We start from the raw sequence: 11,833 nt of genomic DNA on the forward strand, positions 1-11,833 counted from the left end.
CTTCTCGCCGCGACCGCTGCCGCGCTTCTCGGGCCGGGTCTCCGCCGAACGGCCGCCACCGCGGCGGCCGCCACGCGCATCGGCGCGGCCAGTCCGGCCACGGCGCGGCGCGGTGGCGGCTTCCGCCAGCTCCGCGTCGGTCACCGGGTCCAGCCCGTCGATCGCGATGCGCGGGATCGGCTTGCCGGTCAGCGCCTCGATCGCCTGCACCAGCCGGATGTCGTCGGCGGTCGCGATGGAATAGGCACGGCCCTCTCGCCCGGCCCGGCCGGTGCGGCCGATGCGGTGGACGTAATCCTCGTCGCGGAACGGCACGTCGAAGTTGAACACATGCGACAGGCCGCCGATGTCGAGGCCGCGGGCGGCCACGTCCGAGCAGACGAGAAGCTGCAGCTCGCCTGCCTTGAAGGCGTTCAGCGTCGCGAAGCGCGCCGCCTGCTCCATGTCGCCATGCAGGGCGCCGGCCGCGAAGCCGTGCTTCTTCAGGCTCTTGTAGAGGATGTCGACATCGACCTTGCGGTTGCAGAAGATCAGCGCGTTGCCGACCTGCTCGCTGCGGATCAGGCAGCGCAGCGCCTCCCGCTTGTCATGCGGCTGCACATAGACGATGCCGGCCGTGATCGTGGTCGCGACCGAGGCCGGGGCCGACACGGTGATCTCACGCGGGTTCGACAGGAAGGCATCGGCCAGGCGCCGGATCTCGGGCGCCATGGTGGCCGAGAAGAACAGCGTCTGGCGCAGCTTCGGCAGCATCGACACGATGCGCTCGACATCGGGAATGAATCCCATGTCGAGCATGCGGTCGGCCTCGTCGATCACCAGCAGCTTGCAATCGGCGAGCAGGATGCGGCCGCGGTCGAACAGGTCGAGCAGCCGGCCCGGCGTCGCGATTAGCACGTCGACACCCTTCTCCAGCACGTCGCGCTGGTCGTTCATGCTCTCGCCGCCGATCAGCAGCGCGTGATTGAGCTTCAGGTACTTGCCGTATTTTTCGAAATTCTCGGCGACCTGCAGCGCCAGCTCGCGCGTCGGCTCCAGGATCAGGCTGCGCGGCATCCGCGCCTTCGCCCGCGACCCCGTGAGCATGTCGAGCATCGGCAGCACGAAGGACGCGGTCTTGCCGGTGCCTGTCTGCGCGCAGCCCAGCACGTCGCGGCCCATCATGACGACGGGAATGGCCTGTTCCTGGATCGGCGTCGGGTACTTGTAGCCGGATTCCTCGACGGCACGGAGCAGCTCGTCCGACAGGCCGAGATCGGCGAAGACGGTGCGGGCGGGCTCTTCCTCCGGCGCGTCCTCGGGCCAGGCATCGTCGGGGACCGCGTCCTCATCATCCTCGTCGGCCTGCCAGGCGGCATCGGCGGCGTCCGCCGGCGCATCGTCCGGCGCCGCCTCGGCCGGCGTCGCGTCCGGCGACGGCTCGACTGCCGCGGTCTCCGGGGCAGGCTCGTCCGGCGCGGGCGCGTCCGGCTCCGGCGCGGCGGGGGCCGCGGCCGTGACGGCCGGCTTCGGGTCCATGGGCTCGGTTTCGGCCGCGCTGGCGGTCGCTTCGGGACGCTCGTTCAACTGTCTTCTATTCCTCAAACCCCGCACGGCACACCGAGCCTTCGCAAGCCCTGGCGGCGACGCGAGGCGCACCAAGTCGGCGCACCCCTTCGCGGGTGCCGCGCATATGCGCCTGCTGGCCCGCAAAAGCAAGAATAGGGGGTGACGGGCCGATCTGCCGGACGCGCATGAGCGGATCTTGCACCCGCGGCGTTTCCCGCCCGCGGCGATCTGCTAGAGCTGGGCCCCATGGAACGCCCGATGCTGCTGCTCCTTCCTGGCCTGCTCTGCGACGAGCGGCTCTGGGAGGACCAGCTCACCGATCTCGCCGATGTGGCCGATATCGCCATAGCCGATATGACGCGCGACGACAGTATCGCGGCCATGGCGGCCCGCGCCGTCGCGCTGATGGACGCGCGGGGCGCCGACCGCTTCGCGGTCTGTGGCCTGTCCATGGGCGGCTATGCGGCGATCGAGGTCTGGCGCCAAGCGGGGCCGCGCGTCGCGCGGCTGGCGCTGCTCGACACCTCCGCCCGCGCCGACACCGAGGAGCAGGTGCGCCGCCGCCGCGGCCTGATGGCGCTGACCCGCAGCGGCCAGTTCAAGGGCGTCACGCCCCGCCTGCTGCCCAGCCTGATCCATCCCTCCCGCCTCGAGACCCCGCTCGCGCAGGATGTCAGGGACATGGCGGAGCGTGTTGGGCGGGACGCCTTCCTGCGCCAGCAGCAGGCGATCCTGACCCGGGTGGACAGCCGGGCCGACCTGCCGCGCATTGGGGTTCCGACGCTGGTCGGCGTCGGCGAACACGATGTCCTGACCCCGCCGGAGCTCGCCGATGAGATGGCGGCGCTGATCCCCGGCAGTCGCCTGATCCGCTTCACAGGCGCCGGCCACCTGCCGACCATGGAGGTGCCGGACGCCGTCAACGTCGCGCTGCGGGACTGGCTCGCGATTTAATATCGCCCTCAAACGATGGTCGCGCGCGGGGCCGCATGCGCGGCTCCGGGGCATCGCTGCGCTCGCCCCGCAGAGACGGGCGGCGGCCTGCGGCCGCGGCCGCAGGCCGGTCTGGTGACCGGCCCCGCCGGATGTGGTGAGCGTCAGGCCGCGCTGAGGACCGCGTCGCCCTTCTGCCGCGTCAGCAGCCCGGTGAGCAGCCGCGCGATCGCGCCCATGCCGGAGACGCCGGCGGCGCGCTCGGCATCCGGGTTGTAGTTGGTGTTGGTGTTGACGTCGTAGGCGAAGGTCTCGCCGCCCGCATCGGTGATGAACTCGATGGCGCCGACGCCGATCTGGTTGGCCTTCAGGAAGGCTTCCATGCGCGGCAGCAGCGGGTGGCCGAAACCCTCGATGATCCGGAACTTGGCGGCCGGCGCGACAGCGGGGCAGGCGGCGCCGGGATCGACCTGGCAGGCATCGGCCGGGCAAAGCTCGAAGCCTTCGCTGGTATCGACGCGCACCGCGTAGAGGAACTTGCCGCCGACGAACTCGGCGCGGGTGATGAAGGGCTCCGGCGCGCGGATGTAGCGCTGCACGAGCCAGATCCCGTCACGAGGCTGGGCATGGGGATCGGGGTCGGCGGCCAGCCGCTCCAGCGCCTCGGCCAGACCCTGCTCGCTCAGGATGAGTTGCACGCCGAGGCCCTTGCCGGCCCGGTTGTGCTTCAGGATCACCGGGAAGCCGAGGCTGCGCGCGGCATCCCCGATATTCTCGGTGCCGATCACCGCGATGGTGTCGGGCACCGGGATGCCGGCGCGGCCGAGCGCCTGGTATTGCGCAACCTTGGAGAGCTCGAGCTGCAGGGCCCGGCGGCCGTTCACCAGCACCGCGTCATGCGCTTCCAGCCATTCGATAACCGCCCCCGTATACTCCGGCGCATAGGTATGGCCGCGGGTGTGGGAGGAGGCGCTCATGCGATTGAAGAAGACACCGGCCGGCGGCGCCTGGCGCAGGTCGAGCCGGCCGCGGTCGAGAAACCATTCCTCGAAGGGCGCATCGAGGCTGGCGAAGGCCGCGCGCAGCGGTTCGACCCAGGCGTCGTTTTCGTGAATGACGTGAATCTTGCTCAAGAAGCTTCTCCCGGATGGGCGCCGATCAGCCTCTCAGGAAAGATCATTCTCGAGTTCTGGCAAGATGCTGGGGAAAATAGCATTGGATGACTAAATATGAGCGTGACGGAGGGATAAAATTCTACGACCCGGCCACCGGCTTGGTAAATGCTGCTCGCCGGCGGCGGCCGGCATTGCATGCGACGCGGCGGCTGCCTAAACCGGGGGCGCAACAGAAAGGCTTCGGCATGGCCGACACGGTGGCGGAGCAGAAGCTGCTCGAGGCGCGGGAAACGCGGCGCTCCTTCGGGCCCGTGAAGCTGGTGGTCGGTATTCTATTGCTCGGCCTGCCCTTCCTCGGGCGCCAGCGCGTCACCGTCACCAATCAGCGCATCCTGCTGGAGGAGGGGTTCTGGAGCCGCACCCGCGACGATGTGGAGATCTTCCGCATCCGCGACGTGGTGGTGCGGCAGAGCCTCGCCCAACGCATTTTCGGCGTCGGCGATGTGGTGATCAAGAGCACCGAGGGCCGTTCGGAGGAGCAGCATGTGCTGCGGGGCCTGCGCGATCCCGTGCATGTCGCCGAGACCATCCGCACCGCCTGGAACCAGGCCGCGCGCCCGCGCGGACCGGCGGCCACGCTCGACTGAGCGTTACCGCCCCTGCTGCTCCGGCATCGCCAGCCCCCACCGGTCCGCGACGGCATGAGCCGCCTGTCGCGTGTCCAGAGGGTCGCACCCGCGGACAGCCGGGTCGCGGCCAGCAGATGGTCGACCCAGACCGAGGTATCGACCAGGATCACTCGGCCGGCCGACGCCGCCGCGCTGCTTCCAGGGCAGGCTCGCTGCAGCCGAGCCTTGCCAGCCGGCGCGCGCTTTCGCGCTCGATAAGGGCCTTGAGGGCCTCGCGGATCAGGCTCGACTTTTCTTTCAGGCCAGTGAAGGCCTGGGCCTCGGCCACCAGATCGTCGTCAAGGGCGAGGGTCGTGCGCATATCCGATCTCCCGGGCAGGCACGGCATAAGCATCGTTTGATGCTGAATCGAATGCCGGCACCCGGCATCACGGCTTCCTTGCGCGGATATGCAGGAAAAGCGGTGCGACGCGGGTATCGGCGACGACCGGCTGAGCCAGCGCGAGTTCGGCATCGGCGCTTGGCTCCCCGAAGGCCTCGATCGCGAAGCCCGCGGCGATGATGAGCTGGACCCAGCCGCTCAGGGTCCGGTGGAAGCGGGGGACCCGGAAGGGCGGCACCCGCGCTCGCTCGGCCTCGGGCAGGGTGGAGAACCACCAGGTCTCCACTCGGCCATCGGTCGCCGCGAAATAATCGCCGACCTCGACCGCCCGCACCGTGCCGTCGGCATCGCGCAGCACCTTACGGTGCGGCGGAACGAAGCAGGGATGCAGGATGGAGAATTGCAGGAAGCCGCCGGGGCGCAGCACCCGCTGCGCTTCGCGGAGCGCGCGGCCCTGGTCCGGCATGTCCATCAGGCACATGAAGGCGGTGGCGAAGTCGAAGCCGGCATCGGGATAGGGCAGGGCCATGGCGTCGCCGACGGCGAAGCAGATGCCACGCGGATCGGCCGTTTCCATTGCCTGGGCGTGGTGGATGAAGCTCGGCGCGATGTCGATCGCCTGCATCTGTGCCCCGAGCCCGGCGAGCGCCCGCGTGTTGGTGCCCTCGCCGCAGCCGATGTCGAGGCCATCGAGGCCGGCGACCGGCGGCAGCATCGCGAGGAAGGCCGGCGTGTTCAACGCGTCGCGGTAGATGTCGTAGCCGGCGCGGGACAGCCGCGACCAGGCATCGGCATTGGCTTCCCAGTATCGGGCGACCTCTTGCGGCTCCATCGATCCGCTCCCCCGCCGGCACGGCGGCCGGCTCTTCAGCAGATGGGCATGCGGTCGCGCCAGTGACATTTCCGGGCAGCCTCGGCCCGCGATGCCGGCGGCTCCCAGGCTTCGTGCGAGCCAGTCCTGCACGACGGCGATGCGGGCGCCCGGCCGTTGATGGGAAATCGCCTGAAGGCTGTCGGAACGCCGCCCGCTCACGCGTCCTGGCTGCGAGGCGGCGATTCAGCCGCCGCTCGCGAGAGGAGATCGAGATGCACGCAGCCACCGCCACCCTGCCCAGCGACCGGACCGGCACGCTTTGGACCGGGCGCGTCCTCAGCGCCCTCGTCACGCTCTTCCTGCTCTTCGATGGCGCCATCAAGGTCATGAGGCTGCCCGTGGTCGAGGACACCATGGCGGCACTCGGCTATCCGCCGGGGCTCGGCTTCGGCCTCGGCGTGCTGACGCTGGCGATCGCCGTTCTCTACACCATCCCGCGCACCGCGGTGCTGGGTGCCGTCCTGCTCACCGGCCTGCTTGGCGGCGCGATGGCGACTCATCTCCGCGCCGGCAGCCCGGTGTTCAGCCACCTGCTTTTCGGCGCCTATCTCGGCCTGCTGGCCTGGGGCGGGCTCTGGCTGCGCGATCCGGCGCTGCGGGCGTTGGTCCCGCTGCGCCGGGGCTGAGCGGGGGGCCGCTCAGCGTCGGACCGGCATGCGCGCGGAATCTCCGCTCCGGCGCGCCGCCGCGCGGCGGGAGAGCATGTTGAGCGCCTCCACCGCGGCGGAGAAGGCCATGGCGCCGTAGACATAGCCCTTCGGCACCTTCACCCCGAAGCCCTCGGCGATCAGCGTCGTGCCGATCATCAGCAGGAAGGCAAGCGCCAGCATCACGACCGTCGGGTTGTTGCCGATGAAGTTGCCGAGCGGATTGGCCGCGAAGAGCATGACGGCGACCGTGACGACCACGGCGACGACCATGATCTCGATGTGATCGGTCATGCCGACGGCGGTGATGATGCTGTCGAGCGAGAAGACCAGGTCGAGGATCAGGATCTGCCCGACCACCGCGGCATAGCCCACGCTGACGGCGGCACCGCCGCCGTCGAAGACATCGGGGCCGTGATCCGGGTCGACATTGTGATGGATCTCCTTGGTCGCCTTCCAGACCAGGAACAGCCCGCCGCCGATCAGGATCAGGTCGCGCCACGAGAAATCCTGGCCGAAGACGCTGATCACCGGCGCGGTGAGCTGGACGATGACGAAGACCAGGCTCAGCAGCGCGAGGCGCAGCACCAGGGCGGCACCGATGCCGATGAAGCGCACCCGGGCCCGCTGATGCTCCGGCAGCTTGTTGGTCAGGATGGAGATGAACAGCAGGTTGTCGATGCCGAGAACCACCTCCATGACGATGAGGGTTCCGAGCGCCGCCCAGGCCGCGGGTTGGCTGGCGAGGGCAAGAATGCTGTCCATGGGGTTTCCACTCTGTCTCTGTAGAAAGGGGCTGGGTCGGAGGGTGGCGCGGCTCAGGCCGCCGGGCCGGCGGTCGCACGTCCGGGCTTGGGGCAGGCGGCCGGCGGCGCCATGCTATTGCTCGTGAATTGCCGGGATGTGGCGGCGGTTCCCGTCGGGATCGCCACGAGATCGAGAGGGAAAGCGCAGCATGCGCGGCCAAGGGCCTTCGCGTCGAACGCAGATGGCGGCGGGTTCACGGGTGGTGGCGGTCACCGCCGCTATCTTGGAAAGCCGGCGTCAGATTACAACTTGTCCATGATGGAAGCATGGACCGATGCGTTCGAGGGCTGGGTCCGATCGAACGCCGGGTGGGCCGCGGTCGCGACCTTCGTCATCGCCTTCCTCGAATCCTTCCCCGTGGTCAGCATCCTGGTGCCCTCGACGGCGCTCCTGCTGGCGATCGGCGCCCTGATCGGCGCCGAGCTGGTCGGCCCGGTGCCACTGCTCCTCGCCTGCATCCTGGGCGGCATCCTCGGGGATGCCACGGGGTACTGGCTCGCGCGCGCCATCGGCCCCTATGCGGTCCGCCGCTATCTGCCGGTCTCCTGCCGCCGGATCTACGCTTGGTCGGTGGTGGTCTTCCGGCGCTGGGGCTGGTGGGCGGTCTTCGTCGGGCGCTTCCTTGGGCCGATGCGCGCGGTGACGCCGCTGGCGGCGGGCGTGGTCGGCATGCGCAACCGCATGTTCCAGAGCGCGAATATCCTCTCGGCCCTGATCTGGGCGCCGGTCGTCCTGCTGCCCGGCACGATCGGCGGCTGGCTCGCGAGGCAGTTGGGCGCACGCCCGGACCCGCTGACCATCGCCGCCGTGGTCGCGGCCGCCGCCCTGGCCTGGCTGGCCTATCAGCGGCTCCGGCCGGTGGCGGCCGCGATGCTGCGTATCCGGATGCGGGGCTGAAGGCGGCCGGTTCGCCGCCTCAGGCGTCCACCGCCTCCGCATCCAGCCGCGCCGCATTGTCCTGGATGAACTTGAAGCGCAGCTCGGGCTTGCGGCCCATCAGCGCCTCCATCAGCTCGGCGGTCCTGGCGCGCTCCTCCGGCGGCAGCACGACCTTGAGCAGGATCCGCTTCTTCGGATCCATGGTCGTCTCCTTGAGGGAGGCGGGCGGCATCTCGCCCAGACCCTTGAAGCGGCTGACCTCGACCTTCTGGTTCGGCTTGAACTCGCGCTTCAGCAGCCGCTCCCGGTCGGCATCGTCACGCGCGTAGATCGACTTGCCGCCGGCCTGCAGGCGATAGAGCGGCGGCTGCGCCAGGAAGACGCGGCCCTGGCGCACCAGCTCCGGCAGCTCCTTGTAGAAGAAGGTCATCAGCAGGGCGGCGATATGGGCGCCGTCGACATCGGCATCGGTCATGATGACGATGCGGCCATAGCGCAGCCGGGCCAGATCGAAGCGGTCGCCGGCGCCGCAGCCTAGCGCCTCGATCAGGTCCTTCAGCTCCTGGTTCTGGCGGAGCTTGTCGGCGCTGGCGCTGGCGACGTTCAGGATCTTGCCGCGCAGCGGCAGCACCGCCTGGGTCTCCCGGTCGCGCGCCTGCTTGGCGGAGCCGCCGGCGCTGTCGCCCTCGACCAGGAACAGCTCCGTTCCCTCCGCGCTTTCGCGCGCGCAATCGGCGAGCTTGCCGGGCAGGCGCAGCTTGCGGGTCGCGGATTTGCGCGGCGTGTCCTTCTGCTCGCGGCGGCGGATGCGCTCCTCTGCGCGCTCGATCGCGAAGGCGAGCAGGTTGTCGGCGGTGGTCGGATCGCCGGTCAACCAATGATCGAAATGATCACGCAGCGCATTCTCGACCAGGCGCGCGGCTTCCGGGCTGGTCAGCCGGTCCTTGGTCTGGCCCTGGAACTGCGGCTCCCGGACGAAGAGGGAGAGCATGCCCGCCATGCCCGCGAACAGGTCCTCGGCCGTGACGCTGGCGGCGCGGCGTTCCTTCTTCAGCTCGCCATAGGCGCGCAGCCCCTTCACCAGCGCGGCGCGCAGCCCCGCCTCATGGGTGCCACCCTGGGGCGTCGGGATGGTGTTGGCATAGGTCGAGAGGAAGCCGTCGCCCTGCTCGAGCCAGGTCAGCGCCCATTCGACGCGGCCGGCGCGATCGGGGAACTCCACCTCTCCGGCATAGGGCAGCGGCACCACCTGGGCCCGGCCCTCGAGCGCCGAGGCCAGGAAGTCGGTGAGCCCGCCCGGGAAGTGCAGCACCGCCTGGGCCGGCGTCTCGGAGCCCGCGACCAGCGTCGGGTCGCAGGACCAGCGGATCTCGACGCCCTTGAACAGATAGGCTTTCGACCGGCAGAACCGGTAGAGCCGCGCCGTGCTGAAATGCTGCTTGCCGAAGATTTCAGGGTCAGGCTGGAAGCGGATGCTGGTGCCGCGCCGGTTGTGCACTGCGCCGGCGTTTCTGAGCTTGGTGACCGGCTTGCCGCGTTCATAGGCCTGGGACCAGAGGGTGCGGTCGCGCGCCACCTCGACTTCCATCCGCGCCGAGAGCGCATTGACGACGGAGGAGCCGACGCCGTGCAGGCCGCCCGAGGTCTCGTAGGCCTTGCCGGAGAATTTGCCGCCCGAATGCAGTGTGGTGAGGATCACCTCCAGCGCGGAAAGCTTCGGGAATTTCGGGTGCGGGTCGACCGGGATGCCGCGGCCATTATCGCGCACGGTCAGCCAGCCACCCACTTCCAGCGTCACCTCGATGCGGTCGGCATGGCCGGCGACCGCTTCGTCCATCGCGTTGTCGATGATCTCGGCGGCCAGGTGATGCAGCGCATTCTCGTCGGTGCCGCCGATATACATGCCGGGCCGGCGGCGGACGGGCTCCAGCCCCTCCAGCACCTCGATGTCCTTGGCCGAGTAGGTGTCGGTCGCCGCGGCGGCGCCCTTGCCTCCGCGAGCGAAGAGATCGTTCATGTCTTGTTCCCCTGAGGGGTCCGACGATAGCCGGCCCGGCGCCGGCCGGCAACGCGATGGACGAGTCGGCCGGCGTGCCTTGGCGGAGCCGTGATCGCGGTGCCGTGTTGATCGGATGGTGATTGGCCGGGAAGGCAGGCGATGTGACCTGGACCCGCTCCAGCATAAAAACTAAAGCCTGCATTTCCGGGAACACCGGGGGCCAGCGGGCTGGCGGGCATGGGTGATTGATGGCCTATATTTCACGATCGACGATGGCCGACCTCCACAGGCCGCATGAGATCCACCGGTCGCCCATCAAGCTCGCGATCCCGTCGTTCCTCATCCTCGGTGCCGTCGGGGCCTGCCTGTTCGCCGCCTGGAAGATCATGGAGAAGCCGGGCGGCAAGGAGGCGATGACCGCCTTCTGGGTGGTCCTCGGCATCGCCGCCGCCTTCGTGCTGCTCTTCCTGATCCGGATCCTGCCGCAGTGGCTGGCGATCGGCGAGCCCGCGCTGATCCTGTCGAAGCAGGGCATCGCCATCCGCGGCAAGGACCCGATGGCCTGGTCCGCGATCGTCGGCAACACCTGGCGGAGCGAGAGCCACAACGGCATCCCGACCGGGGCGACCATCGAGCTCCAGGGCGTGCAGGGCCTGGTCACTTGCGGCGCCTTCACCCTCAAATGCTCCGCGGCGGAGTATGTTCGCCTTTGCGATCTCTACCGGCAGGCAGCCGCGCAGGAGCGCGTCGCGGCTGCGGGGCCGGCTGCCGATTCCGAGCCTGACCGGGTGGTCTTTCCCGGCCGGGCGACCGCGCCGGACGGCATCGGCGAATACCCGCTGCGCCGCCGCGTCCCGGCCATGGCCTTCCTGCTGGTCCTCGGCGGACTCGCGCTCGCTGGCTGTTTCGCGATGGTGATCGCCCAATCCCTTGCCCCGCCGGACGGCAGCTTCGGCAACAGCGGCTTCGCGAACAAGAGCGGTGGCGCCTTCTTCGACATCGCCTATCCCTACGCCCTCGCCATGGCCGGCCTCGCCATCGCCGCCTGCGGCGCGCGGGCGACATGGGCCTGGCTCAGCCATCCGAAATCCGTGGTCATCGGCGAGCAGCGGCTTCGCTACGGCCCGCGCAGCATCCCCTACGCCGCGGTCGCCAGCCTGGATGCCGGGCGGGGCGCGGTCAGGCTCATCCTGCGGGACGGCTCGCGCATCACGCTGCCTCGGGCGATCTGGGCGGATGGCGAGATCTGGACCGAGCTCCTGTCACGGCGCACCCATTCCCATCTTTTTGATGCCGCCTGGCAGGCGCTCGGGAAGGGCGAGAAGGTCGATTTCGGCCCCAGCCTGGACCTCGACAGCCGCAGCTTGCGCATCAGGGGACGCCCGATACCCCTCGACGCGATCACCGACCTGCATGTCCAGTCCGGCGCCATGGACGAGGTCCAGTATCGGACGCTGCGGGTGCGGACGGCCCGCGGGGAGCACGCGATCGATGAACGGAAGATCCGGAACGCGCCTCTGTTCCTGGCCCTGATCGGCGCGCTGCTGGAGCCGAGCCAGGGCGGAAAGCGGTAGAGCAGATCCCCATTCAGGTGGCTTCACCTGAATGGGTGAAGATGCTCGCAAACCAGCCGCTCAGCTCGCTAGTTCGAAGCCCGACACGGCGGCATTCTCGGCCAGGGTCACGCTCTCCGCGAAATTATCGCGGCGGGCGATGTTGGTGGCGGCCAAGCGGCGGACCGCGGCGGTGGCCGGCGGATCGCGGCCCTCCGCGGCACGCTGCGCGGCGAGCGCCCGCTCCGCGACCTGGAAGGCGGCGGCAGCGGCATAGCCCCGGGCCTGGCCGGCGCCCTCGACATAGGCGAAGCCGTTCTCCGCCGGGCGGACGGTGACGTTCTGGCCGGCGGCCACTCGCCCGACCTCCGGGGCGCCGGCATCGGGGCGGAGCCGTAGCGGCACCGTCGCCGCCGCGACCACGGAGGTCGCGGCGCCGCGCGCCGTGCGGGTGCGCGTGGCCGCCT

The 11,833-nt window shown here is 69.7% G+C and carries 12 protein-coding genes; 5 read left to right on the plus strand and 7 right to left on the minus strand.

Features of this window, described 5'->3' with window-relative positions; genetic code table 11:
• Positions 1-1,518, minus strand: a 1,518-nt coding sequence (locus GXW71_RS33475) for a DEAD/DEAH box helicase (RefSeq protein ID WP_211858251.1), incomplete at its 3' end; no start/stop codon positions are given.
• 288 nt (positions 1,519-1,806) lie between these two features.
• On the opposite strand from GXW71_RS33475, the gene GXW71_RS33480 reads away from it, so the two are divergent.
• The gene (locus GXW71_RS33480) at positions 1,807-2,502 is read left to right on the plus strand and encodes an alpha/beta fold hydrolase (protein ID WP_246527133.1); all 696 of its coding nucleotides are present in this window, start codon (positions 1,807-1,809) and stop codon (positions 2,500-2,502) included.
• Positions 2,503-2,645: 143 nt separating this feature from the next.
• Here the strand turns inward: GXW71_RS33480 and GXW71_RS33485 are convergent, their stop codons facing one another.
• Positions 2,646-3,614, minus strand: coding sequence for an ATP-grasp domain-containing protein (locus GXW71_RS33485; RefSeq protein WP_211858239.1), 969 nt, complete (start codon positions 3,612-3,614; stop codon positions 2,646-2,648).
• Between the two features lie 227 nt (positions 3,615-3,841).
• Between GXW71_RS33485 and GXW71_RS33490 the strand changes: the two genes are divergently transcribed.
• Positions 3,842-4,243, plus strand: coding sequence for a PH domain-containing protein (locus tag GXW71_RS33490; protein WP_211858240.1), 402 nt, complete (start codon positions 3,842-3,844; stop codon positions 4,241-4,243).
• Between the two features lie 148 nt (positions 4,244-4,391).
• Here GXW71_RS33490 and GXW71_RS33495 read toward each other — a convergent pair whose 3' ends face one another.
• Both GXW71_RS33495 and GXW71_RS33500 read right to left on the minus strand, forming a co-directional pair.
• The gene (locus GXW71_RS33495) at positions 4,392-4,586 is read right to left on the minus strand and encodes a type II toxin-antitoxin system VapB family antitoxin (protein WP_211858241.1); all 195 of its coding nucleotides are present in this window, start codon (positions 4,584-4,586) and stop codon (positions 4,392-4,394) included.
• A 67-nt stretch (positions 4,587-4,653) separates the two neighbouring features.
• Entirely contained in the window at positions 4,654-5,439 is a 786-nt protein-coding gene (locus tag GXW71_RS33500) for a class I SAM-dependent methyltransferase (protein WP_211858242.1), read from the minus strand.
• Between the two features lie 254 nt (positions 5,440-5,693).
• Here GXW71_RS33500 and GXW71_RS33505 point away from each other — a divergent pair, with 254 nt between their 5' ends.
• Positions 5,694-6,107, plus strand: a complete 414-nt coding sequence (locus GXW71_RS33505; protein WP_211858243.1) for a DoxX family protein — start codon at positions 5,694-5,696, stop codon at positions 6,105-6,107.
• Positions 6,108-6,119: 12 nt separating this feature from the next.
• Here GXW71_RS33505 and GXW71_RS33510 read toward each other — a convergent pair whose 3' ends face one another.
• On the minus strand, positions 6,120-6,893 hold the full coding sequence (locus GXW71_RS33510) for a TerC family protein (protein WP_211858244.1): 774 nt from the start codon (positions 6,891-6,893) through the stop codon (positions 6,120-6,122).
• 297 nt (positions 6,894-7,190) lie between these two features.
• Here GXW71_RS33510 and GXW71_RS33515 point away from each other — a divergent pair, with 297 nt between their 5' ends.
• Positions 7,191-7,832: a DedA family protein gene (locus tag GXW71_RS33515; RefSeq protein ID WP_211858245.1), complete on the plus strand. Its 642-nt coding sequence runs from the start codon at positions 7,191-7,193 to the stop codon at positions 7,830-7,832.
• 19 nt (positions 7,833-7,851) lie between these two features.
• Here the strand turns inward: GXW71_RS33515 and parE are convergent, their stop codons facing one another.
• Complete coding sequence (gene parE / locus GXW71_RS33520; protein ID WP_211858246.1) at positions 7,852-9,831, minus strand: DNA topoisomerase IV subunit B; 1,980 nt, start codon at positions 9,829-9,831, stop codon at positions 7,852-7,854.
• A gap of 254 nt (positions 9,832-10,085) precedes the next feature.
• Here parE and GXW71_RS33525 point away from each other — a divergent pair, with 254 nt between their 5' ends.
• Positions 10,086-11,387: an NfeD family protein gene (locus tag GXW71_RS33525; protein WP_211858247.1), complete on the plus strand. Its 1,302-nt coding sequence runs from the start codon at positions 10,086-10,088 to the stop codon at positions 11,385-11,387.
• Between the two features lie 60 nt (positions 11,388-11,447).
• Here the strand turns inward: GXW71_RS33525 and GXW71_RS33530 are convergent.
• Positions 11,448-11,833, minus strand: a 386-nt coding sequence (locus tag GXW71_RS33530; protein ID WP_211858248.1) for a hypothetical protein, incomplete at its 5' end; no start/stop codon positions are given.

Origin of the sequence: Plastoroseomonas hellenica, assembly GCF_018129085.1 — a bacterium.
GTDB classification, from domain to species: Bacteria; Pseudomonadota; Alphaproteobacteria; order Acetobacterales; family Acetobacteraceae; genus Plastoroseomonas; species Plastoroseomonas hellenica.

Excerpts from the sequence above, each read along its gene's own strand:
- GXW71_RS33480 (WP_246527133.1), top strand. The coding sequence starts at position 1,807 with ATGCTGCTGCTCCTTCCTGGCCTGCTCTGCGACGAGCGGCTCTGGGAG.
- GXW71_RS33515 (WP_211858245.1), top strand. The coding sequence starts at position 7,191 with ATGATGGAAGCATGGACCGATGCGTTCGAGGGCTGGGTCCGATCGAAC.
- GXW71_RS33500 (WP_211858242.1), bottom strand. The coding sequence starts at position 5,439 with ATGGAGCCGCAAGAGGTCGCCCGATACTGGGAAGCCAATGCCGATGCC.
- GXW71_RS33505 (WP_211858243.1), top strand. The coding sequence starts at position 5,694 with ATGCACGCAGCCACCGCCACCCTGCCCAGCGACCGGACCGGCACGCTT.
- GXW71_RS33490 (WP_211858240.1), top strand. The coding sequence starts at position 3,842 with ATGGCCGACACGGTGGCGGAGCAGAAGCTGCTCGAGGCGCGGGAAACG.
- parE (WP_211858246.1), bottom strand. The coding sequence starts at position 9,831 with ATGAACGATCTCTTCGCTCGCGGAGGCAAGGGCGCCGCCGCGGCGACC.
- GXW71_RS33510 (WP_211858244.1), bottom strand. The coding sequence starts at position 6,893 with ATGGACAGCATTCTTGCCCTCGCCAGCCAACCCGCGGCCTGGGCGGCG.
- GXW71_RS33525 (WP_211858247.1), top strand. The coding sequence starts at position 10,086 with ATGGCCGACCTCCACAGGCCGCATGAGATCCACCGGTCGCCCATCAAG.
- GXW71_RS33495 (WP_211858241.1), bottom strand. The coding sequence starts at position 4,586 with ATGCGCACGACCCTCGCCCTTGACGACGATCTGGTGGCCGAGGCCCAG.